We start from the raw sequence: 21,962 nt of genomic DNA on the forward strand, positions 1-21,962 counted from the left end.
GCCGCGCGGGTTCTGCCGTTCCGCTCCGCGGGACGCATGTGCTGCCGTACCCTCGGCGAGCCGACGCTCGAGACGGGGGATCCCATGCGCCGACCCTTCCTGGCCCTGACTGTGCTCCTCGCCCTGGTGTTCGGCGTCCTCGCGGGACCCGCCACGACCGCGACCGCGACCGCTGCGGACTCCACCGGCTCGATCTCGGGCACCGTCACGTACCCCGACGGTGACGTGACCACCGTGCAGGTCCGCGTCCTGGGTCCCGCCGGTGCACGCTGGCTCACCCTCGCCACGGTCCGACCGGACGCTGACGGGCGCTGGCGCCACGCAGGGCTTGCCCCGGGCCGCTACCGCCTCGGGTACGTGACCACGTCCGACGTGGTCGGCACCTTCTACCGCACGACCGCCGGGACGGTCTCGGACGTCACTGCCGCCTCGACCCTGACGGTGGCCGCCGGGTCCGACCTCAGCGCCGACGTCACGGTTCCCCTGGGCGGCGCGTTGAAGGTCACCCACGTCCACCCCGACGACGAGGCACCCAGCGCGCTGGTGGTGATGTCGCGGAGCGACGACGGCACCTGGAACCCGATCCGCACCGTGACGGCCGGCTCGGCGTCGACCACCGTCGCCGGCCTGGAGGCTGGAACGTACCGGCTCGGGGTGCGACGCAAGCCATCCTCGACCGGGGTGAGCTCCCCGGACCTCTTCTGGACACGGGATGGGCTCGTCGCGGACGTCGCGGACGGCGACGACCTCGAGGTCGTGCCGGGCGAGGTCCTGGACGTCCCTGTCTCGCCCTTGACGCCACACGACCTCGTCCAGCCGCTCGTCCGCCCCACCGTGGTCGGCCTCGCGCAACCGGGCGGCACGCTGACGGCCACCGGCGAGCGGTGGCCCGCAGACGTCAGGGTCGTCGACCGACAGTGGTACCGCGCCGCCGGCAGCTCGCCCGCGACCGCCGTCCCGATCCCGGGACGGACCGGGACGGTCCTGCCCGTCACTCCCGACCTCGTGGGCTACCACGCCTTCCTCGTGACGACCCTGGGCGCTCCCGGCCGGGACCGCACCACCCACTGGACGACGGGCCAGCCGATCACGCAGCCGTTCGCGTCGGTTCCTCGGCTGACGGTCACAGCTCCCCGGGTGGGCACCGACACCCGCGCCGTGCTGAGCGGGGCTTGGTCCTCGCCGCCGGCCCTGGTCACCTACCGCTGGACCGTCGACGGCGTCCTCAAGGGCTTCTCGCCGTCCTTCACCCCCGCACCGGACCAGATCGCGAAGACGCTCCACCTGGAGGTCACGGCCATCGACTCGTCCTTCCGCAGCGCCACCTTGCGGGCCAAGACCCTCGTGTCCGGTGGCCGCCGTGGGCTGAGGCAGCTCCCGGCTCTCAGGAACGTGCGAGTCGGGCTCGTCGCCCAGCTGGCGGAGGACAGCTCCGGGACGTTCGAGTGGGTCCGAGGCGCCGAGAAGGCGCGGCGCACGTTCGAGTGGCTGCTCGACGGCAAGGTCGTCAGGGGCGCGGCCGGCCGGCAGTACCTCGTGCCGCCGGCCGCGGCCCATCGCCGCCTCACCGTCCGTGTCACCGAGTCCCTGCCTGGCTACGACGTCGCGGTCGCGACGACGAACGCCGTGGTCGTCCCGCGTGGATCGTTCGTCAGGCCGTGGCGGCCCTACATCGCCGGTCGATTCTCCCCCGGTCGCGTGATCCGTGCCGGCGCCAACGTGCACCCGGCACCGACCGGGTTCCGGTACCGCTGGTACCTCGACGGCAAGCCGATCCGCGGCGCGACCGGAAAGCGGCTCCGGATCACCAAGGCCATGAAGAACCGCGACCTGCGCGTCGCGGTCACCCCGATGCGTCCCGGCTACGAGGTGAGGGCGGTGCGCTCGAGACGGATCCGTGTCGACGGCGGCGGGTGGTGGCCGTGATCCGCCGATCCGCGCCCATCGCTCTCGTGCTGGCGCTGCTCGCGTCCGCGCTGGGCACGAGCGGCTCCGCGCAGGCCGCCGACCACGGCACGATGAGCGGCACCGTGCAGCACCCGTCGGGCGACCCGACCAGCGTGCAGATCTCGATCCGTCATGCGTCCGGACAGCTGGTGCGCACCCTCCGCCCGCAGGCTGACGGACGTTGGAGCGTCGTCATCGCACCCGGTACCTACCGCGTGCGGTTCGACCCGGCCTCCGGTGACCGCAGCACCCTGCCCCAGCACTGGGGTGGCACCACTCCCGCCGATCTGGTCGTCCGCGCCGGCGACGCGATCACCGGCATCGACGCTCGCCTCGAGGAGGCCGGACGCGTGACGGTGAACGTCGCGCCCGACCCCGAGGCCTCCGACCCCGTGCAGGTCCGCCTCGTGCGCGTCGACGACGGCGCCGAGGTGCCGACCGGCCTCGTCTCGCGTCGACTCCGTCCGGGTGGCTCCCACGTCTTCGACCAGCTCCCCGCGGGGACCTATCGCGCGCACGTGGATCCGCTCCCTGCGTACCTCGACGCCCTCGAGGACATCCTTCGCCTGTCGGCGCCGGGATACCTCTGGCGGGACGCCGACGGTCGTCCCGACCTGACCGTGACCGCAGGCGGGCGGACGGCGATCCGGGTGTCCGCGCCCCAGCTCTCCGGCACGCCGAGCTTCCCGAGCGTGTACCTCCGGGAGCGGCACCGGGACGGGGTCTTCACACTCAGCACGGGGACGCCGCCGGCCGGCACGTCGGTCGTGTCCCGGCAGTGGTTCGCCGGTCGGGACGGCCTCCTCCCCCTCGCGGGCCAGGACGGCACGTCGTTCACCGCGCCGCCCGCGCTGCGCGGCCAGGACCTCACCGTCCGCCTCCTGCTGCGCGACCGCGCAGGGCGGGAATCAGCCCTCTGGTCCAATGCCGTGCCCGTCATGGACGTCGTCGAGTCCGCCGGCACCGTCACGCTGACCCCGGTCGTGGCCGATTCCCTCGTCCAAGCGGAGCTGAGCGGGACCTGGCCCCAGGTCTCCCACTACCTCTACCGGCTGTTCGTCGACGGACGCCTGATCGAGTCCAACGGCTACGCGGAGTTTCGCGTCCCTCGCGAGGCGGTGGGCAGGACGCTGACGATCGAGGTCGCTGCGGACGCGCAACGCGTCCGTCATGTCGCTCGAGCGTCAGCGGTGGTGCGGCCGGCCTCACGCCGCGTCGTCAGTCGCCCGAGTATCCGGGACGCCCGCGTCGAGAGCACCCCGCACCTGTCCAACGCGTGGGAGATCTGGAACCCGGTCCCGGACCTCAACTACATCACCCCCGACTTCCGGTTCCAGCGCCAGTGGTACCTGGACGGCAAGCCGATCGCCACGCCGCGCAAGCTCTCGTGGCGTTACGGCGGACGCCGCCTCCACGCGCGAGTCACGCTCACGCAGGCCGGCTACCGGACCGTCACGGTCGACACCCAGCCGGTCACGGTGCAGCTCGGGCGCATTTACTCCCAGGTCCGTCCCGACCTGAACACCCTGATGGTGAGCGTCGGCGACACCGTGCGCGCCTCGAAGGGCACGTGGAGCGTGCGGCCGAGGAGCGTGCGCTACCAGTGGTACGCCGACAAGAAGCCGATCAAGGATGCGTCGACCTCACGATTGAAGGTCACCAAGAAGCTGGCGGGCAAACGGATCCGGCTGAAGGTGACCGCAGGCCACCCCGGCTACCGGTCGGCCACGCGCTGGTCGGACACCCTGCGGGTCAATCCTTGGTACCCCGGGCAGCGCTGACCTAGCCCTGGGCTGCCTCGGCGGCCTCGGTCGTGGCCTGGATCGCGCGGTGCAGGAAGCGTGTGACGACCTCGAGCTCGGCGTCGTCGAGGTCGTCCACGACGACGCCCATGGCGTCGCCGAGCGGCTGGAACATCTCGCGCCCGTCGGTGCGGGCGCTCTCAGTCGGACGCACGATGGTGCGCCGGCGGTCGCGGGGGTCGGGCTCGCGCTCGGCGTGCCCGGACGCGACGAGGCGGTCGATCACGGTGGTGGTCGCGGACGGGGTCAGGCCGACCGCCCGGGCCAGCTCGCCGGGGCTCGTCGCCCGGCCGGCCATCGTGGCCTGCATGACCGCCAGCAGGGCGTGCAGGTCGCTGCGGTGAAGGCCTCGGCGCGCACCGGCCGCCTCGGCGTAGCGCTGCGCGGCGGCGGAGAACGCCTGCAGCAGCATCACGACCTGGCGGCGCTGGTCGGGGAGGTCGGCGGGCATCGTCACGACCGTCAGTCTAGTATCGCCGCATGACTTCTTTCGATCATCGAACGAATTCGCGCGTCCCCTTCGTCCACCTCGTGGGCCGCAAGCGTTCGATCCTCGTCGTGCTGGCCGCGCTCGTCGTGTCCGTCCTGGTGATCCTGTTCGCGCCCGACCCGGTGGAGGGAAGCGGGGCCGGCTCGAACCTGCCGGACGGCGCCGAGTCCGCACTGGCCAAGAAGGCCGCCGCCGAGCTGCCCGGCTCCGAGGACGCCCCGGCGATCGTGGCGTTCTCGCGCGACGGCGAGAAGCTGAGCGGCCAGGACCTCGCCGCCGTCGCCGCCCTGCGCGAACCGCTCGCCGACCTCGGCGAGGCGAGCCCGCCCGTCCCGTCCGAGGACGGCACCCTGGCGCTGCTCGCGATCCCCCTGCCCGGCGACGTCTCCAACGACGAGAACGCCGACAACGTCCAGGAGCTGCGCGACGTCGTCGCCGACGGGACGCCCGAGGGCGTCACCGCCGAGGTCACGGGCGGCCCTGCGGTCCAGGCCGACCTGGGCAAGGTCTTCGACGGCGCCGACACCCGCCTGCTCGCCGTCACCGCGGGCGTGGTCGCGCTGCTGCTGCTCATCACCTACCGCAGCCCGTGGCTGTGGCTCGTCCCGCTGACCGTCATCGGCATCGGCGACCGGGTCGCCGCGGTGTCGCTGAACTACGCGTCCCAGCTGCTCGACAAGCCGATCGACGGCTCGATCACCGGCATCACGTCGGTGCTGGTCTTCGGCGCGGGCACGAACTACGCCCTGCTGCTCATCGCCCGCTACCGCGAGGAGCTGCGCCGCTACGACGACCGCCGCGACGCCATGCGCCACGCGGTGGGCGCGGCCGCCCCGGCCATCCTCTCCAGCTCGGGCACCGTGGCCCTCGCGCTCGTCGCCCTGACGCTCGCGGAGTCGCCGTTCGTCAGCAGCATCGGCGCCGCCGGCGCGCTCGGCATCGTCGTCGCCGTCCTCTACGCCCTGGTCGTGCTGCCCTCGGCGATGGTGCTGCCCGGCCGGTGGCTGTTCTGGCCGTTCGTCCCCCGCCAGGGCCAGGAGGGCAAGGAGTACAGCGGCCTGTGGGGCCGGCTCGGCACCGGCGTCACCCGGCGCCCGGCGATCGTCCTGGTCGTCAGCCTCGCCGCGCTCGTCGCCATGGCCCTGCCGCTGCTCGGGCTCAAGACCGGCCTCGGCCAGAGCGAGCAGTTCCTGGACGAGCCGGAGTCGATCTCGGCGCAGAAGACCCTGTCCGAGGGCTTCCCCGGCGGCCTGTCGTCCCCCACGACCGTCGTGACGTCCGCCGACCGGGCCGAGGACGTCGCCGCGGCGGCGAAGCAGGTGGACGGCGTCGACGACGCGACCGTCCAGCGTCGCGACGACAGCGCTGCGGAGATCTCGGTGACCCTGGCCGCGGACCCCGGCACCGACGAGAGCCTCGACACCATCCGTGACCTGCGCACCGCCCTGGACGACGTCGACCCGGACGCCCTGGTGGGCGGCGCGGACGCCGAGGACATCGACGAGCGGGCGACCGCCGCCGACGACCGTGCGCTGCTGATCCCGATCGTCCTGGGCGTGGTGCTCGTGATGCTGCTGGTGCTGCTGCGCTCCGTCGTGGCGGCGCTGCTGCTGGCCGCCACGACGGTGCTGAGCTACCTGTCCGCGCTGGGCGTCGGCTGGCTGGTGTTCCAGGGCCTCGGCTACTCGGCCATGGACGTCAGCACGCCACTGCTGGCCTTCATCTTCCTGGTGGCGCTGGGCGTCGACTACAACATCTTCCTCACGGCCCGCGCCCGTGAGGAGACGGCCGCGACCGGCGACGCCACCGACGGCATCGTCCGTGCCCTGGCCGTCACCGGCGGCGTCATCACCAGTGCGGGCATCCTGCTCGCGGCCGTGTTCACCGTGCTCGGCGTCCTGCCGCTCGTGCTGCTCGCCCAGCTCGGCGTGGTCGTGGGCTTCGGCGTCCTGCTCGACACCCTGCTGGTGCGCAGCGTGGTCACGCCGGCCCTGGTCGCCGTCACCGGTCGGTGGTTCTGGTGGCCGAACCGTCTGTCGAAGCAGCACGCCGAGGGCGCGCACGCCGCGTGACGGCGTAGGCGACGAGCGCCAGCGCGAGCACGACGAGACCGGGCAGCACCGACCCGGCCGGCTGCGTCCAGCCGAGCAGCAGGCACCCGGCGAGGCCGGCGACGGGCACCGCCCGTCGCCGGCCTCGCCGCGTCCGGACCGTGAGCGCGGCCGCGTTGGCGACGGCGTAGTAGAGCAGCACCCCGAAGGACGACGCGCCGACGACCGTCCCGAGGTCGCCGACCAGGACGAGCACCACCACCACGACGGCGATGCCGGCCTCGGCCGGCCGCGGGACCCCGTGCCGCGCGTCGACGCCGGCCAGCGTCCGGGGCAGGTGCCCGTCGCGCGCGAGGGCCAGCACCGTCCGCGAGACGCCGAGCAGCAGCGCGAGCAGCGCGCCGCCGGCCGCGAGGGCAGCCGCCGTGCGCACCACGGGCGCCAGCGCGTCGGCCCCTGCCGACTCGACCACGTCGACCAGCGGGGCGGTGGACGTCCCGAGGTGCGCGACGCCGAGCACGCGGATCCCGGCCCAGGCGACCGCGGCGTACACGACCAGCACCGCCCCGAGCGCCAGCGCCACGGCTCGCGGCACCGTGCGGCTCGGGTCGCGCACCTCCTCGCCGAGCGTGGCGACGCGGGCGTACCCGGCGAAGGCGAAGAACAGCACGCCCGCCGCCGCGAGCACGTCCCGCACGCTCCCGCGACCATCCCCGGCTGGCACAGCGGGAGCGCCGGCACCCACGGCCACGACCGCGGCCAGCACGGCGAGCACCACGACGACGATGACCGCCATGACGGGGATCGTCCGCTGCACGCCCCACCAGCCGAGCGCGGTCAGCGCCACGACCAGGAGCACCGCCACGACCCGCGCGTGCCCCGGCCAGGCGTAGGTGCCGACCGCCAGCGCCATGGCGGCGCACGACGCGAGCTTGCCGACCACGAACGCCACGCCGGCCAGGTAGCCCCACACCGGGCCGAGCGCCTCGCGCCCGTAGACGTACGCACCCCCGGACTGCGGCCAGCGAGCCGCGAGCACCGACATCGAGGACGCGTTCGCCGCGGCGACGAGCGCGGCCAGCACCAGGGCCACCGGCAGTGCGTCCCCGGCCAGTGCCGCGGCCGGCGCGAGGGCGACGAAGACCCCTGCACCGAGCATCGACCCCAGCCCGACGACCAGGGCGCCGCCGAGGCCGAGCCGCCGTCGAAGAGATCCTGTCGCGCTCACGCTCCGAGCATGGCGCAGCCGCGTGAACGGACGGGGCTACGGTGACGGCATGGACCTCGGACTCAGCGGACGCACCTTCCTCGTCACCGGCGGCACCCGCGGACTCGGCCGCGCCACGGCCGAGACGCTCGTCGCGGAGGGCGCGAACGTCGTCGTCTCCTCCCGCACCCAGGACAGCGTGGACGCGACCGTGTCGGCCCTGGGCGAGCGCGCCCACGGCCTCGCCCTCGACAACGCCGACCCGGCGACCGCGCAGGCCCTGGTCGACGCCGCTCTCGAGCGCTTCGGCCGACTCGACGGCGCCCTGGTCAGCGTCGGCGGCCCGCCGCCGGGCCCCGTCTCCGAGGCGACGGACGAGCAGTGGCGCGCGGCGTTCGACAGCATCGTGGTCGGCGGCATGCGGGTCGCCCGCGCCGTCGCCGGCGCCCTGGGCGACGAGGGCGGCTCGATCGCGTTCGTCCTGTCGACGTCGGTCAAGCAGCCCATCGGCGGCCTCGGCCTGAGCAACGGCCTGCGACCGGGCCTGGCCATGGCCGCCAAGACCCTCGCCGACGAGCTCGGCCCGCGGGGCATCCGGGTCAACGGCCTGCTGCCCGGCCGCGTCGACACCGAGCGGGTGCGCGAGCTGGACGCGCTCGGCGGCGACCCCGAGGCCGCCCGCACGGCGGGCTCCGCCACCATCCCGCTGCGTCGCTACGGACGTCCCGAGGAGTTCGGCCGGGTCGCCGCCTTCGTGCTCTCCCCCGCCGCCGGCTACCTGAGCGGCGTCATGCTGCCCGTGGACGGCGGCGCCACCCGCGCCCTGTGACGACGATGCTGTGGGCCCACCTGCCGCGCTGGGCCGTGGACGAGGACGGCCTCCCAGCTCCGCGTCGGGACACCCTCTGGAACCCCGTCGGTCTCCGGATCAATACTGACTCCCTCGCCCCCGCGCGCGAGGCTTCCGGCGTGGTCACCGTCGACGCTTCCGCTCCTCCCACTGAGTGCCGCTACCGCGCCACGGGCACCGTCTCGGAGCTCCGCGAAGTGCGAACAGCGCTGCCGGGGCTCGCGCTGCTGGAGCTCGTGCTGGACTGCGGGGAGGTAGCCCTGCAGGTGCAGGCCGAGGGGCGCGCGTCCCGGCTCGCCGGGGTCGGCCGTCTCTCCGTGACCGGACGGCTCGAGGTCGTGCCGGGCTACGAGTGGGAGGACTTCGCGCTGCTCGACACCCGATCGTCCTGGCTGGTCGCCGAGATGCTCGACGACGCCGAGGAGGACGACGTGCTGGTCGCGTTGTCTCCACTGGGCACCCAGCCGGGTGGACCGAGCACGTAGCCGACGCGCTCGCGCCACGAGCGGGCGTGGCGCAGGTCCCTTCCGATCCGCGCGTACTCGCCGTACTGCAGCCGCAGCAGGTTGTACGTGCCGACCGGCTTGGTGAGCCCGTACGTCGGCCGCCGGCCCTCGCGCACGAACGTGCCGAACAGCCGGTCCCAGACGATGAGGATGCCGCCGTAGTTGGTGTCCAGGTACTCCGCGTCGCTGCCGTGGTGGACGCGATGGTGCGACGGCGTGTTGAGCACCCACTCGACGGGCCGGGGCAGGCGTCCGACCGTCTCGGTGTGCGTGAAGAACTGGTAGACGAGGTTGAGCGCGAACGCGACGTAGAGCGTCCACGGCGAGAACCCGAGCAGCGGCAGCGGGAGCCAGAAGAAGAACTCGAACCACGGGTTCCACTTCTGCCGCAGCGCGGTGCCGAAGTTCATGAACTCGCTGCTGTGGTGGGCCTGGTGCCCGGCCCAGCCGAGCCGCACGCGGTGCGAGAAGCGGTGGTGCCAGTAGTACGCGAGGTCCACCCCGAGGACGACCAGCACCCAGTACCACCAGGTGTCGGTCGGCAGGTGCCACGGCGCCAGGTACGAGTAGACGGCGACGAAGGCGAAGAACGTGATGATCTTGTAGACGGTCAGCACCGCGATCGAGACGACGCCCATCGAGATGCTCGTGCGTGCGTCCTTGAGCTCGTACCCCGTGCGCGGGTGGTCGTGGTCGTCGTCGAGCCAGCGCAGCGCGGCCAGCTCGATGCCGATGCACAGCACGAAGAACGGCGCGGCGTACGTCAGCGGGTTCTTCAACGGGTCGAGCGACTGCCACAGGTCCATGCCGCGATCGTAGGTGTGACGCAGGTCGCACTAGAGTGGGGCCAGGCCACCACACCCCGTGGCCGCACCACCGGACGGCCCACCACCGCCGCCCGCGACCCGAGGAGCTCACCACCGTGACCGACCACCGCACCGACGACCTGCCCGTGTCCGCCTTCGGCGCCCCGCACGAGCAGGTCGTGTTCTGCCACGACGCCGACTCCGGCCTCAAGGCGATCATCGCCATCAGCACCACCGCGCTGGGCCCGGCCCTCGGCGGCACCCGCTTCTACCCCTACGGCTCCGAGCAGGCCGCGCTCGCGGACGTCCTCGCGCTCAGCCAGGGCATGGCCTACAAGAACGCGCTCGCCGGCCTCGACCTCGGCGGTGGCAAGGCGGTCATCATCGGCGACCCGCGTCGCGACAAGTCCGAGGCGCTGCTGCGGGCGTACGGACGCTTCGTCGAGACGCTCGGCGGGCGCTACTTCACCGCTTGCGATGTCGGCACGTTCAGCCCCGACATGGACGTCATCGCCCGCGAGACCCGCTACGTCACCGGCCGCACCGTCGAGCACGGCGGCGCCGGCGACTCGTCCGTGCTCACCGCGTGGGGCGTCTTCCAGGGCATGCGGGCCAGCGCCCAGCACGTCTGGGGCGACACCTCGCTCGCCGGACGCCGCGTGGGCGTCGCCGGCGTCGGCAAGGTCGGCCGTCACCTCACCGGGCTGCTCGTCGACGCGGACGCACGTGTCGTCGTCACCGACGTCGACACCGCCGCGGTCGAGCGCCTGCGCGAGACCTACCCCGGCATCGAGGTCGCCGAGTCGACGGACGCGCTCGTGCGCGAGCAGCTCGACGTCTACGCCCCGTGCGCGCTCGGCGGCGCGCTCAGCGACGAGGTCGTCGACGTGCTCACTGCGCGCGTCGTCTGCGGCGCCGCCAACAACCAACTCGCGCACGCGGGCGTGGAGAAGCAGCTGGCCGACCGCGGCATCGTGTACGCGCCCGACTACTGCGTGAACGCCGGTGGCGTCATCCAGGTGGCCGACGAGCTCGAGGGCTTCGACTTCGACCGCGCCAAGTCACGCGCGACGGGCATCTTCGACACCACGCTGGACGTGCTGGAGACCGCGAGGTCGGAGGGAGTGCCCCCGTCGCAGGCCGCCGACCGGCTGGCCGAGCAGCGGATGCGTCAGGTGGGACGACTGCGCTCGATCCTGCTGCCGTAGCAGCGGACGAGCGAGAGGATCAGGCGGGCGAGGGCCCGGCTGGCCAGCTCAGCTGGCGGCCGGGTCCTCGCGCTGATGCACGAGGTCGACGTACTGGTCGGGGATCGGGTCACCCGACTCCCCGTGGAGCTCGCGCTGAAGATCGGTGAAGTCCGTGTCGAACGTTCGGTACTTCAGATCGCGAGCGACCTTGGTCTGTTTGGCTTTGGCTCGGCCGCGCCCCATGGGTCGACCCCCTCACAGAGAGATAGGCATCAATACGTCGTGGCACCCACCCTACCCAACGACGACGGGAAAGCACGAACCAGCCCCACGAATGTCACACCGTGGTGACTCGTGGCGCCTGACGGGCGGGAAGAGGCCTAGCCGTGGGTTCCCGTCAGGGTGACCGAGCCGCCCTCGCCGTGGACGCCCGCGGCGGCGACGTCGCCGGCGATCCAGGCGTCGACGCCGTGCTCGGCGAGCAGCCGGACGGCCGCGTCGGCGGCGTCGGGCGCGACCAGCGCGACCATGCCGACGCCGATGTTCAGCGCCTCCTCGAGGTCGGCCTGCGGCACGGAGCCGACCTGCTCGACGAGGTCGAAGATGGGCTGGCGCGTCCAGGTGCCGCGGTCGACGCGCACCGACACGGAGTCGGGCACGACGCGGGCGAGGTTGGCCGCCAGGCCGCCGCCGGTGACGTGCGACATCGCGTGCACCTCGAGCTGGTCGGCCAGGGCCAGGCACGGCTTGGTGTACAGCCGGGTCGGGGTGAGCAGCTCGGCGCCCAGGGTGCCGCCGAGCTCGGGCACCTCGCGGTCGAGCTGCCAGCCGGCCTGGTTGAGCAGGACGTGGCGCACGAGCGAGTAGCCGTTGGAGTGCAGGCCGGACGAGCGCATGGCCACGACCACGTCGCCGGGGCGGACGAGCTCGGCACCGAGCAGGCGGTCGGCCTCGACCACGCCGGTGGTGGAGCCGGCGACGTCGTACTCGTCGACGCCCAGCAGGCCCGGGTGCTCGGCCGTCTCGCCGCCGAGCAGGGCGGTGCCGGACTCGGCGCACGCCATGGCGATGCCCTTGACGATGTCGGCGATCCGCTCGGGCACGACCTTGCCGGTGGCGATGTAGTCGGTGAGGAACAGCGGCTCGGCGCCGCACACGACCAGGTCGTCGACCAGCATGCCGACGAGGTCGAAGCCGATCGTGTCGTGGACGTCCATGGCCTGGGCGATGGCGACCTTCGTGCCGACGCCGTCGGCCGACGTGGCCAGCAGCGGGCGGGAGTAGCGCTTGAGCGCGGAGGCGTCGAACAGTCCGGCGAAGCCGCCGATGCCGCCGACGACCTCGGGCCGGCGGGACTTCTCGACCCACTGCTTCATCAGCTCGACGGCGCGGTCGCCCTCGGCGACGGAGACGCCGGCGGCGGCGTAGCTGCTGGGGGACGTGGTCATGGCAGCACCTTCAGCTCGGGGTTCGGCGTGCGGTCCTCGAGCAGGTGCTTGCCGATGATGTCGTCCTCGGGGAGCGGCACCGGGTAGATGCCGTCGAAGCAGGCCCGGCACAGGTCGTCCTTGGGGACCTCCGTGGCCTCGATGAGCTCGTCCAGCTCGACGTACGCGAGCGAGTCGGCGCCGATCGAGCGGCGGATCTCCTCGGTCGAGGCGCCGTTGGCGATGAGCTCGGCCCGCGAGGCGAAGTCGATGCCGTAGAAGCACGGCCACTTCACCGGCGGGCTGGAGATCCGCACGTGCACCTCGGCAGCGCCGGCCTCGCGCAGCATCCGCACGAGCGAGCGCTGGGTGTTGCCGCGGACGATCGAGTCGTCCACCACCACGAGCCGCTTGCCGGCGATGACGTCGCGCAGCGGGTTGAGCTTGAGCCGGATGCCCAGCTGGCGCAGGGTCTGCGACGGCTGGATGAACGTGCGGCCGACGTAGGAGTTCTTCACCAGGCCGTGGCCGAACGGGATGCCGGACTCCTCGGCGTAGCCGATCGCCGACGGCGTGCCCGACTCCGGCACCGGGATGACCAGGTCGGCGTCGACCGGGTTGGCCCGGGCCAGCCGGCGGCCGATCTCGACCCGCACGGTGTGCACGCGGCGGTCGGAGATGCGGGTGTCGGGGCGCGCGAGGTACACGAACTCGAACAGGCAGCCCTTGGGCGCGGCCGGGGCGAAGCGCTCGCTGCGCACGCCGGCGGCGTCGATGGCGATGAACTCACCCGGCTCGACCTCGCGGATGTAGGAGGCGCCGACGATGTCGAGCGCGGCGGTCTCGCTGGCCACGACCCAGCCACTCTCGAGCCGGCCGAGCACGAGCGGGCGGATGCCCTGCGGGTCACGGGCGGCGTACAGCGTGCCCTCGTCCATAAACACGAGCGAGAACGCGCCGCGGAGCATCGGCAGCACCTCGAAGGCGGCCTGCTCGACGGTGCGGTCGGGGTAGGACGACAGCAGCGACGCCATGGCGCCGGTGTCGGACGTCTGCAGCTCGCCCTGGCGGGCGGGGGTGCCGGTCTCGCGCTCGGCGAGCGTGGCGATGAGCTCGGCGGTGTTGGTCAGGTTGCCGTTGTGGGCCAGCGCGACCGAGCCGGTGGCGGTGGGCCGGAACGTCGGCTGCGCGTTCTGCCAGACGCTGGCGCCGGTGGTCGAGTAGCGCGAGTGGCCGATGGCGACGTCGCCGGTGAGCGACTCGAGCGTGGCCTCGTCGAAGACCTGGGAGACCAGGCCCATGTCCTTGTAGACCAGGATCTGGCGGCCGTTGCTCACCGCGATGCCCGCGGACTCCTGGCCGCGGTGCTGCAGGGCGTAGAGCCCGAAGTAGGTCAGCTTGGCGACCTCCTCCCCCGGGGCCCAGACACCGAAGACGCCGCAGGCGTCCTGGGGTCCACGGTCCTGAGGATCGAGGTCGTGCGTAAGGCGTCCGTCTCCGCGAGGCACCCGGCCAGTCTACGGGACGTCCGGCGATGCCCCGACCACCCGCGATGCACCCGCGCTCGCCCTACGCTCCGGGTGACCTGGCTCACACACCGAGGAGTCCGCCATGGCCGTGCCGCCCGCCACCTTCGTCGTCGACCACCTGCTGCAGCGCGAGCAGGAGAAGCCGGACGCCCCGTGCTGGATCTACGAGGGCCGCACGTGGAGCTGGGCCGAGGCCGCCGACGGCGCCCGCCGCCTGGCCGGGGCCCTGCGGGCCGCCGGGGTCGAGCGCGGCGGCACCGTCGCCTTCCTGGACAAGAACAACCCCGCGATCATGCAGACCACCTACGCCGTGGCGCTGCTCGGCGCCAAGCAGGCGATCGTCAACTGGCGCCTGGCCGGTGACGAGCTCGACTACGTCGTCAACGACAGCGGCGCGACCGTGCTGCTCGTCGGCCACGAGCTGCTCGACACCGTGAACCTCGTGCGCGACCGGCTCACCAACATCGAGCGCGTGGTCGTCGTGGGCGGGCCCGACGACGAGTACGAGGCCCTCGTCGCGTCCGGCGAGCCGCTCGACCAGGACCCGGCGGTGACGCCCGACGACGTCGTCACGGTCATGTACAGCTCGGGCACCACCGGACGCCCGAAAGGCGTCATGCTCACCCAGCACAACCTGGTGCAGCACACCGCCCACGGCGGCGGCGACGTGGAGTACACCGACGGCGACATGCTCATGGTGGCCATGCCGATGTTCCACGTCGGCGGCTCCTCGTACGCGTTCTTCGGGCCGGCCGCGGGCATCCCGGCGTACGTGGTGCGCGAGGTCGACGGCGCCAAGCTGGCCGGCGCGGTGATGGCCGGCTGCACGCACGCGTTCCTCGTCCCGGCGGTCGTGGCCGGGCTGATCCAGGCCGGGCCGGACGCGATGGCGCTGTTCAGCCGGCTCAAGGTGTTCAGCTACGGCGCGGCGCCGATGCCGCTGCCGGTGCTGCGGGCGGCGCTCGAGGCCTGGCCGACCACCCACTTCATGCAGGTCTACGGCATGACCGAGATGTGCGGCGTGGCCACGGTGCTTGACGACGCCGCCCACCGCGACGAGGCGCACCCCGAGCGCCTGGTCTCGGCCGGACGTCCGATCGAGGGCGTCGAGCTGCGCGTCGTCGACCCGGCCACGGGGCGCGACGTCGAGCCCGGCACCGCCGGCGAGCTGTGGTGGCGCACCGAGCAGGCCACGCCCGGCTACCTCGGACGTCCGGACGCCACCGGCGAGCTGTTCGCCGAGGACGGCTGGCTGCGCTCGGGCGACGTGGGCCGCACCGACGACGGCGGCTTCGTCTACGTCGAGGACCGGATCAAGGACATGATCATCACCGGTGGCGAGAACGTGTACTCCCCCGAGGTCGAGCGCGTCCTGGCCGAGCACCCGGACGTGCTCGAGCTGGCCGTCATCGGCGTGCCGGACGACCGCTGGGGCGAGGCGGTGAAGGCCGTGGTCGTGCTCAAGGACGGGGCGACGACGACCGCCGACGACCTGCGCACGTTCGCCCGGGAGCGGCTCGCGCACTACAAGGTGCCGTCGAGCTTCGACGTGCTGGGCGAGCTGCCGCGCAACCCCTCGGGCAAGATCCTCAAGCGCGAGCTGCGCAAGCCGTACTGGAGCCAGGCCTCGCGCCAGGTCTGATCTGCGAAAACTTTGCCACCGGCGGGGAGGCCGTGTTTCCCTGGAAGGCATGGACTCCTTCCGTCGCCCGGCCACCCGCCGGCTCGGTCTGGTCGCCTCGGTCGCCCTCGTCGCGGGCCTGCTGGTGGCCCTCGCCGCGCCGGCCGGGGCCGCCAGCCCGAAGTCTCCCGGCCGCTTCACCGGCTTCGCCTTCGACACCTGCGTGGCTCCGTCGAACCAGGTCATGGACACCTGGCGCATGACGTCCCCGTTCTCGGTCGTCGGCATCTACACCTCCGGCCGGGCCCGAGCGTGCCCCGAGAGCGCGCAGCCGAACCTGAGCCCGGCGTGGGTCAAGCGCCAGGCCGACCGCGGGTGGCGCTTCCTGCCCATCCACGTCGGCTACCAGGCGCCCTGCTTCAGCGGCAAGAAGTCGCGGATGGCCGCGGACGTGCGCACCGCCCGTCAGCAGGCTCGCGTGGACGCCGACGAGGCCGCGGTCGCCGCCCGCCGCTACGGCTTCGGGTCCAAGAACGTCCTGTACCTCGACATCGAGTACTACAACCGCGGCAACCGGGCGTGCGACAACACGACTCTCGAGTTCATCGACGCCTGGAACGAGCGCGTCGCGAAGCGCGGCTACCGCGCCGGCCTGTACTCCAGCGGTGCCGCCGCGATCATGTCGGTCGACGAGGCGCGCCGCACCAAGCGCAAGGGCTTCACGCAGCCGTACCACCTGTGGATGGCGTGGGAGAACGGCCGGGCGAACGTCTCGGGCGGGAAGTACCTGTCGGACGCCGGCTGGAAGGGCCGCCGCATCCACCAGTACGACCTCGACACGAAGGCCTCGTACGGGGGCGCCACGGTCAACATCGACCGCAACTACCTGCAGACCGGTGGCGGTTCGCGAGCCACGCGCGCCAAGAAGGCCTGCGGCGTCCCGCTCAACCAGTCGCGCTACCAGTCGCTGAGGAAGGGCAGCCGCGGCTCCCAGGTGAAGCTGCTGCGCTGCCTGCTGCGCCGCGAGGGCCTGGTCAAGTCGGTCAGCAGCAGCTACTCGTCGGCCACCGCCCGGGCGGTCGACACGTACCGCCGCTCCAAGGGCTGGTCGGCCAACGGCCGCGTCAGCAGCACCGTGTGGGCCGCGCTGCTCGCCGAGGGCTCCACCGGCGGCGTGCTGAAGTACGGCTCGACCGGCGAGAAGGTCTGGCGCGCCCAGCGCTCGCTCAAGGCCGGCGGCGCGAACGTGAGCGTCAACGGCATCTTCGACGCGCGCACCGCCGCGGCGGTCAAGCGCTACCGGCAGAAGAACGGTCTGCCGGGCTACCAGACGCTGGAGGCCTCGGTCTGGCGCAAGCTGCAGGCCGGCCGGCGGTCCTGAGCCGCACCGGTCGACGACGGCCGTCCCACCGGCGGGTGGGGCGGCCGTCGTCGTGTCAGGACGACAGCGGCAGGTAGGGCGACAGGTCCGAGCGCTCGCCGGACGCGGCGACCTTGGCGTCGGCCCAGGCCAGGCGACCGCGGGCCAGGGCGATCCACGTGTCGGCGTCCATCTCGACGACGGCGGGCGGCGTGCCCCGCGTGTGGCGCGCCCCCTCGATGCACTGGACGGCCGCGTACGGCGGCACGCGCACCTCCACGCTGCGTCCGGGCGCCCGCTCGGACAGCAGGCCGAGCAGGTGCTTCACCACGGCCTTGAGGTCGGCACGGTCGGCCTCGCCGGCGTCCAGGCGTGCCAGCAGCGCCGACGCCTCGTCCGCCGGGAGCGGGACCAGCCGGCGGGCCATCAGCCCTGGACGGCGGTGGTGCCGATGGCACCGGGGATGGTGTGGCCCAGCACGGCCGGGAGGGTGGCGCGCCAGCGCTGCTCCAGCTCCGCCGCCGGGACGCTGAACGAGCCGGCGACCTCGAGCGCGTCACCGCCGGTACGGCCGATCGACGACACGACGACGCCGTGCTGCTCGGCCAGCGTCATGAACGCCTCGTGCTGGTCCTCGCGGACGGTCACCACGGCGCGCGAGGCGGACTCGCTGAACAGCTCCACGAACGGGTCGTCGAGCTCGACGTGCGCGCCGACGCCGTTGCGGATGACCGACTCGGCCAGCGCGATCGCCAGGCCGCCGTCGGACAGGTCGTGGGCGGACGTCAGCAGGCCGGCCTCGATGGCCGCCCGCAGCAGCGCGCCCAGCGCCTTCTCGGCGGCCAGGTCGATCGCCGGCGGCATGCCGCCGAGGTGGTCATGGACGACCCCGGCCCACGCCGAGCCCGAGAGCTCCTCGCGGGTCTCGCCCAGCAGCAGCACGTGCTCGTCGGCGGCGGCGAAGCCGCTGCGCACGCGGAGCCGGACGTCGTCCACCACGCCGAGCACGCCGACGACCGGCGTGGGCAGGATCGCGACGTCGCCGGTCTGGTTGTAGAACGACACGTTGCCGCCGGTGACCGGGATGCCCAGCTCGGCGCAGCCGTCCTTGAGCCCGTGGGTGGCCTGCTCGAACTGCCACATGACCGCAGGGTCCTCGGGCGAGCCGAAGTTCAGGCAGTCGGTGACGGCCAGCGGCTCGCCGCCGGTGACGGCGACGTTGCGGTACGCCTCGGCGAGCGCGAGCTGCGCACCGGCGTAGGGGTCGAGCTTGGCGAAGCGGCCGTTGCAGTCGGTGGCCACGGCGACGCCCAGGTTGGTCTCGGGGTCGATGCGGACCACGCCGCCGTCGTCAGGCTGCGACATGACGGTGTTGCCCTGCACGTAGCGGTCGTACTGGTCGGTGACCCACGACTTGTCGGCCTGGTTCGGCGACGCCAGGACGTCCAGCAGCTGGGTGCGGAGCTCGTCGCCGGTGGCCGGACGCGCGAGCGCCTCGGCGACGTCGGCCTGCAGGGCGTCCTGCCAGTCGGGACGGGCGTAGGGACGCTCGTAGGTGGGGCCGTCGTGCGCGACCGAGCGCGGGGGGACGTCGACGACGGTCTCGCCGTGCCAGTCGATGACCAGGCGGCCGGTGTCGGTGACCTCGCCGACGACGACGGCCTCGACGTCCCACTTCTCGCAGATGGCCATGAAGCCGTCCAGGTGCGCGGGCTCGACGACGGCCATCATGCGCTCCTGGCTCTCGCTCATGAGGATCTCCTCGGGCGAGAGGCTGGAGTCGCGCAGCGGCACGGTGTCGAGCTCGACGTGCATGCCGCCGTCGCCGGCGCTGGCCAGCTCGGACGTGGCGCACGAGAGGCCGGCGCCGCCGAGGTCCTGGATGCCGTTGACGACGCCCGCCCGGAAGAGCTCGAGGGTGCACTCGATGAGCAGCTTCTCCATGAACGGGTCGCCGACCTGGACGCTCGGGCGCTTGGCCGGGCCGTCGGCGTCGAACGTCTCGGAGGCGAGCACGGACACGCCGCCGATGCCGTCGCCACCGGTGCGGGCGCCGTAGAGGACGACCTTGTTGCCGACGCCCGTCGCGTGGGCGAGGTGGAGGTCCTCGTGGCGCAGCACGCCGACGCACAGCGCGTTGACCAGCGGGTTGCCCAGGTAGGTCTCGTCGAAGACGACCTCGCCGCCGATGTTGGGCAGGCCGAGGCAGTTGCCGTAGCCGCCGACGCCGGCCACGATGCCGGGCAGCACGCGGGCGGTGTCCTCGGCGTCCAGCGGGCCGAAGCGGAGCGGGTCCATGACGGCGACCGGGCGCGCGCCCATGGCGAGGATGTCGCGGACGATGCCGCCGACGCCGGTGGCCGCGCCCTGGTAGGGCTCGACGTAGGACGGGTGGTTGTGCGACTCCACCTTGAAGGTGACCGCGTAGCCCTGGCCGATGTCGATGACGCCGGCGTTCTCGCCGATGCCGGCGAGGGTGCGTCCGCGCGGCGTCTCCTGCGACAGCTCGCCGAACTTCTTGAGGTGGACCTTCGAGGACTTGTACGAGCAGTGCTCGCTCCACATCACCGAGTACATGGCCAGCTCCGCGCCCGTGGGGCGGCGGCCGAGGATCTCGCGGATGCGGTCGTACTCGTCGGCCTTGAGGCCCAGCTCGGACCACGGGAGCTCGCGCTCGGGGGTGCCGGTGGCGACCTCGACGGTGTCGAGCTGACGGGTGGTGGGCGCGGCGGCGTCGGTCACGCCGTGAATCCTACCCGCGCCGCGCCGGGGCCCGGACGGCGACGAGTGTCGGTGCTCTCGGGCAGGCTCGGGCGCGTGGGCACGACGCGCGAGTACGAGTTCGAGAGCACCGTGTGGAAGGTCGACGACCCGGGCACGTGGTTCTTCACCACGCTGCCGTTCGACCTGTCCGACGAGATCGAGGAGCGCCACCGCGACCGAGCCGCCGGCTTCGGCTCGCTCAAGGTGCGGGTCCGCGTCGGTGCCACCACCTGGACGACGTCCCTGTTCCCCTCCAAGCAGGCCGAGGCGTACGTCCTGCCGGTGAAGAAGGCGGTGCGCGAGGCCGAGCAGCTGCACGAGGGCTCGCCCGTGCGGGTCGCCGTCGAGGTGCTGTAGCCGCAGCTACCGCTGGCCGAGCATGTCGCTCCCGGTGGCTGAGCTCGTCGCCCCGCTGGCTGAGCTTGTCGAAGCCCCTTCGACAGGCTCCGGGAGCGGGGTTGGGGCTCAGGCGGGGGCGAGCAGGTCGATCGCGAAGCCGTAGCCCGCGATGCCCGCACCGGCGATGACCGCCTTGGCGATGCCCGAGACGTACGAGTGGTGCCGGAACTCCTCGCGGGCGTGGACGTTCGACACGTGCACCTCGACGACGGGCAGGGCGACGCCGGTGAGGGCGTCGCGCAGCACGACCGACGTGTGGGTCAGTCCGCCGGGGTTGACGACGATGCCGTCGCAGTCCTCGCGCGCCGCGTGGATCGCGTCGATGAGGACGCCCTCGTGGTTGCTCTGCACGAACCGGATCTCCGCACCGTGGGCGGACGCCCGCTCCGCGCACAGCGCCTCGACGTCGGCCAGGGTCGCCCGGCCGTAGACGTCCGGCTCGCGCGTGCCGAGCAGGTTGAGGTTCGGACCGTTGACGATGAGCAGGCGGCGGGTCACGCGCGTCAGCCTAGCGTCCGCAGGCGGCGGGCCAGCGGGTCACGACGCTGCGCGCCGGGCACCGGCCGGGCGGGCGACGACGCCCGGGTCGACCTGCACCACGTGCACGCCGATCGCGCCGAGCATCGAGCGCAGCGCGGACAGGCCGAGCGACACGTGCCGCTGGCCGGGGCCCATCGCCGCGCGCAGCCGAGCGGCGTCGCTGAACGCCAGCCCGACCCGGGTGCCGTCAGGACGGCGGCAGACGCTCAGCGTCATGACGCCGTGCTCGTCCTCGCGCACCGGCACCGCGAGGGTCATCGGTCTCTCCAGGTCCATGGCCACAGCCTGCGCCGGTGCCGCGACGCGCGGGAGGGGGTGGACCGTCAGGATCCGCCCCCTCCCCGTCAACGTCGCGTCAGGGCGCTCAGCGCCACGCGCCCCGCTCGTACTGCGGCGGGTACGGCGCCTCGGCGGCCGGCACGCCCAGCTCGTGGGCGGCGCGCAGCGGCCAGTGCGGCTCACGCAGTGCGGCCCGGGCGAGCAGGACGACGTCCGCCGAGCCCTCGAGCAGGATCTTCTCGGCCTGGGCCGGCTCGGTGATGAGGCCGACGGCACCCGCCGGGACGTCCGCGTCGTGCACGGCGCGCGCGAACGGCACCTGGTAGCCGGGGCCGACGCTGATCTGCTGCCGCGCGTCCAGGCCGCCGGAGGACACGTCGACGAAGTCGGCGCCGAGCCCGACCAGCGCCTTGGACAGCTCGACGGTCTGGTCCTCGTCCCAGCCGCCCTCGACCCAGTCGGTCGCGGAGAGCCGGACCATGACCGGCTTGTCCTCGGGCCACACGGCCCGCACCGCCGCGACCACGTCGCGGACGACCCGGGTGCGGTTCTCGAAGGAGCCGCCGTACTCGTCCGTGCGCTCGTTCGAGAGCGGGCTGAGGAACTGGTGCAGCAGATAGCCGTGCGCGGCGTGGATCTCGACCGTCTCGAAGCCGGCGCGCAGCGCCCGCGCCGCGCCGTCGGCGAACGCCTGCGGCAGCGCGGCGACCTCCTCGGTGGTCATCGCGCGCGGCTCGGCGTACCCGGTGAACGCCTGGGCGCTCGGCGCGACCGTCGGCCATCCGCCCTCGTTCTCGGGGACGGTGCCCTCGCCGTCGTGGAACGGCGCGTAGGTGGACGCCTTGCGGCCCGCGTGGGCGAGCTGCATGCCCGGCACGGCACCCTGGGCGCGGACGAAGTCGGCGATGCGGCGCCAGGCCTCGACCTGCTCGTCGTCCCAGATGCCCGTGTCCTGCGGGCTGATGCGTCCCTCCGGGACCACCGCGGTCGCCTCGGTGAGCACGAGGCCGAAGCCGCCGCGGGCGAACGAGCCGAGGTGCACCAGGTGCCAGTCGGTCGGCACGCCGTCCTGGGCGTCGACGCTGTACTGGCACATCGGCGCGAGCCAGATGCGGTTGCGGAACGTGGTGCCGCGCAGGGTCAGCGGCTCGAAGAGCTGGGTCACGCCTGGTGCCAACGCCTCGCCCCGGCCGAC

19 protein-coding genes are annotated in these 21,962 nt (G+C 73.0%); 8 read left to right on the top strand and 11 right to left on the bottom strand.

Translation table 11 applies throughout. The annotated features are described in order from the left end of the window. Nucleotides 1-84: 84 nt before the first annotated feature. Nucleotides 85-1,926, top strand: a complete 1,842-nt coding sequence (locus E0W78_RS08230) for a carboxypeptidase-like regulatory domain-containing protein (RefSeq protein WP_131403376.1) — start codon at nt 85-87, stop codon at nt 1,924-1,926. Further along, nucleotides 1,923-3,728 carry a carboxypeptidase-like regulatory domain-containing protein gene (locus tag E0W78_RS08235; RefSeq protein WP_131403377.1) on the top strand — a complete coding sequence of 602 codons (1,806 nt, stop codon included), beginning with the start codon at nt 1,923-1,925 and terminating at the stop codon, nt 3,726-3,728. The genes E0W78_RS08230 and E0W78_RS08235 overlap by 4 nt, the downstream gene beginning before the upstream one ends. Before the next feature lies 1 nt (nt 3,729). On the opposite strand, the gene E0W78_RS08240 is transcribed toward E0W78_RS08235, so the two are convergent. Further along, the gene (locus E0W78_RS08240) at nt 3,730-4,200 is read right to left on the bottom strand and encodes a MarR family transcriptional regulator (RefSeq protein ID WP_242686284.1); all 471 of its coding nucleotides are present in this window, start codon (nt 4,198-4,200) and stop codon (nt 3,730-3,732) included. An 80-nt stretch (nt 4,201-4,280) separates the two neighbouring features. Between E0W78_RS08240 and E0W78_RS08245 the strand changes: the two genes are divergently transcribed. Further along, nucleotides 4,281-6,311 (top strand): MMPL family transporter, encoded by a 2,031-nt coding sequence (locus E0W78_RS08245; RefSeq protein WP_242686279.1) that lies wholly within the window; start codon nt 4,281-4,283, stop codon nt 6,309-6,311. Here the strand turns inward: E0W78_RS08245 and E0W78_RS08250 are convergent. Next, nucleotides 6,241-7,518, bottom strand: coding sequence for an APC family permease (locus tag E0W78_RS08250; protein WP_242686280.1), 1,278 nt, complete (start codon nt 7,516-7,518; stop codon nt 6,241-6,243). The two genes, E0W78_RS08245 and E0W78_RS08250, sit on opposite strands and share 71 nt — an antisense overlap. 49 nt (nt 7,519-7,567) lie before the next feature. Here E0W78_RS08250 and E0W78_RS08255 point away from each other — a divergent pair, with 49 nt between their 5' ends. Continuing rightward, the gene (locus tag E0W78_RS08255) at nt 7,568-8,326 is read left to right on the top strand and encodes an SDR family oxidoreductase (protein WP_131403380.1); all 759 of its coding nucleotides are present in this window, start codon (nt 7,568-7,570) and stop codon (nt 8,324-8,326) included. Nucleotides 8,327-8,693: 367 nt separating this feature from the next. On the opposite strand, the gene E0W78_RS08260 is transcribed toward E0W78_RS08255, so the two are convergent. Next, nucleotides 8,694-9,659, bottom strand: coding sequence for a sterol desaturase family protein (locus E0W78_RS08260; protein ID WP_131403381.1), 966 nt, complete (start codon nt 9,657-9,659; stop codon nt 8,694-8,696). A gap of 116 nt (nt 9,660-9,775) precedes the next feature. On the opposite strand from E0W78_RS08260, the gene E0W78_RS08265 reads away from it, so the two are divergent. Further along, the gene (locus tag E0W78_RS08265; protein ID WP_242686281.1) at nt 9,776-10,867 is read left to right on the top strand and encodes a Glu/Leu/Phe/Val dehydrogenase dimerization domain-containing protein; all 1,092 of its coding nucleotides are present in this window, start codon (nt 9,776-9,778) and stop codon (nt 10,865-10,867) included. A 48-nt stretch (nt 10,868-10,915) separates the two neighbouring features. Here E0W78_RS08265 and E0W78_RS08270 read toward each other — a convergent pair whose 3' ends face one another. From E0W78_RS08270 to purF, 3 genes are all read right to left on the bottom strand, one after another. After that, nucleotides 10,916-11,092: a DUF3073 domain-containing protein gene (locus tag E0W78_RS08270; protein ID WP_019144549.1), complete on the bottom strand. Its 177-nt coding sequence runs from the start codon at nt 11,090-11,092 to the stop codon at nt 10,916-10,918. 137 nt (nt 11,093-11,229) lie between these two features. Then, nucleotides 11,230-12,297 carry a phosphoribosylformylglycinamidine cyclo-ligase gene (gene purM, locus E0W78_RS08275; protein ID WP_131403382.1) on the bottom strand — a complete coding sequence of 356 codons (1,068 nt, stop codon included), beginning with the start codon at nt 12,295-12,297 and terminating at the stop codon, nt 11,230-11,232. Further along, a complete protein-coding gene (gene purF / locus E0W78_RS08280; RefSeq protein WP_131403383.1) occupies nt 12,294-13,784 on the bottom strand; it encodes an amidophosphoribosyltransferase in 1,491 nt (496 codons plus the stop codon). The genes purM and purF overlap by 4 nt, the downstream gene beginning before the upstream one ends. 103 nt (nt 13,785-13,887) lie before the next feature. Here purF and E0W78_RS08285 point away from each other — a divergent pair, with 103 nt between their 5' ends. Then, a complete protein-coding gene (locus E0W78_RS08285; protein WP_131403384.1) occupies nt 13,888-15,447 on the top strand; it encodes a long-chain-fatty-acid--CoA ligase in 1,560 nt (519 codons plus the stop codon). A 49-nt stretch (nt 15,448-15,496) separates the two neighbouring features. Beyond that, complete coding sequence (locus E0W78_RS08290; protein WP_131403385.1) at nt 15,497-16,807, top strand: glycoside hydrolase domain-containing protein; 1,311 nt, start codon at nt 15,497-15,499, stop codon at nt 16,805-16,807. A 55-nt stretch (nt 16,808-16,862) separates the two neighbouring features. Here E0W78_RS08290 and E0W78_RS08295 read toward each other — a convergent pair whose 3' ends face one another. Further along, the gene (locus E0W78_RS08295) at nt 16,863-17,213 is read right to left on the bottom strand and encodes a sterol carrier family protein (RefSeq protein WP_131403386.1); all 351 of its coding nucleotides are present in this window, start codon (nt 17,211-17,213) and stop codon (nt 16,863-16,865) included. Further along, nucleotides 17,213-19,528 carry a phosphoribosylformylglycinamidine synthase subunit PurL gene (purL, locus tag E0W78_RS08300; RefSeq protein ID WP_131403387.1) on the bottom strand — a complete coding sequence of 772 codons (2,316 nt, stop codon included), beginning with the start codon at nt 19,526-19,528 and terminating at the stop codon, nt 17,213-17,215. Before purL ends, E0W78_RS08295 begins: the two co-directional genes overlap by 1 nt. 75 nt (nt 19,529-19,603) lie before the next feature. On the opposite strand from purL, the gene E0W78_RS08305 reads away from it, so the two are divergent. Next, nucleotides 19,604-19,906 carry a DUF1905 domain-containing protein gene (locus E0W78_RS08305; RefSeq protein ID WP_207392681.1) on the top strand — a complete coding sequence of 101 codons (303 nt, stop codon included), beginning with the start codon at nt 19,604-19,606 and terminating at the stop codon, nt 19,904-19,906. 108 nt (nt 19,907-20,014) lie between these two features. Here E0W78_RS08305 and aroQ read toward each other — a convergent pair whose 3' ends face one another. The 3 genes from aroQ to E0W78_RS08320 all read right to left on the bottom strand — a co-directional run bounded on the left by aroQ (nt 20,015) and on the right by E0W78_RS08320 (nt 21,932). Continuing rightward, on the bottom strand, nt 20,015-20,446 hold the full coding sequence (aroQ, locus tag E0W78_RS08310) for a type II 3-dehydroquinate dehydratase (RefSeq protein WP_131403388.1): 432 nt from the start codon (nt 20,444-20,446) through the stop codon (nt 20,015-20,017). Nucleotides 20,447-20,485: 39 nt separating this feature from the next. Continuing rightward, complete coding sequence (locus tag E0W78_RS08315; RefSeq protein WP_131403389.1) at nt 20,486-20,764, bottom strand: SAV_915 family protein; 279 nt, start codon at nt 20,762-20,764, stop codon at nt 20,486-20,488. Between the two features lie 88 nt (nt 20,765-20,852). Beyond that, entirely contained in the window at nt 20,853-21,932 is a 1,080-nt protein-coding gene (locus tag E0W78_RS08320) for an NADH:flavin oxidoreductase/NADH oxidase (RefSeq protein WP_131403390.1), read from the bottom strand. Between the last annotated feature and the right edge of the window lie 30 nt (nt 21,933-21,962).

This window comes from Aeromicrobium sp. IC_218, from assembly GCF_004336805.1.
GTDB lineage: Bacteria > Actinomycetota > Actinomycetes > Propionibacteriales > Nocardioidaceae > Aeromicrobium.

What these genes read in the sequence shown, in the direction of transcription:
- E0W78_RS08230 (WP_131403376.1), top strand. Translation starts at nt 85, where the DNA reads ATGCGCCGACCCTTCCTGGCCCTGACTGTGCTCCTCGCCCTGGTGTTC.
- E0W78_RS08240 (WP_242686284.1), bottom strand. Translation starts at nt 4,200, where the DNA reads ATGCCCGCCGACCTCCCCGACCAGCGCCGCCAGGTCGTGATGCTGCTG.
- E0W78_RS08255 (WP_131403380.1), top strand. Translation starts at nt 7,568, where the DNA reads ATGGACCTCGGACTCAGCGGACGCACCTTCCTCGTCACCGGCGGCACC.
- E0W78_RS08260 (WP_131403381.1), bottom strand. Translation starts at nt 9,659, where the DNA reads ATGGACCTGTGGCAGTCGCTCGACCCGTTGAAGAACCCGCTGACGTAC.
- E0W78_RS08270 (WP_019144549.1), bottom strand. Translation starts at nt 11,092, where the DNA reads ATGGGGCGCGGCCGAGCCAAAGCCAAACAGACCAAGGTCGCTCGCGAT.
- purM (WP_131403382.1), bottom strand. Translation starts at nt 12,297, where the DNA reads ATGACCACGTCCCCCAGCAGCTACGCCGCCGCCGGCGTCTCCGTCGCC.
- E0W78_RS08285 (WP_131403384.1), top strand. Translation starts at nt 13,888, where the DNA reads ATGGCCGTGCCGCCCGCCACCTTCGTCGTCGACCACCTGCTGCAGCGC.
- E0W78_RS08290 (WP_131403385.1), top strand. Translation starts at nt 15,497, where the DNA reads ATGGACTCCTTCCGTCGCCCGGCCACCCGCCGGCTCGGTCTGGTCGCC.
- E0W78_RS08295 (WP_131403386.1), bottom strand. Translation starts at nt 17,213, where the DNA reads ATGGCCCGCCGGCTGGTCCCGCTCCCGGCGGACGAGGCGTCGGCGCTG.
- E0W78_RS08315 (WP_131403389.1), bottom strand. Translation starts at nt 20,764, where the DNA reads ATGGACCTGGAGAGACCGATGACCCTCGCGGTGCCGGTGCGCGAGGAC.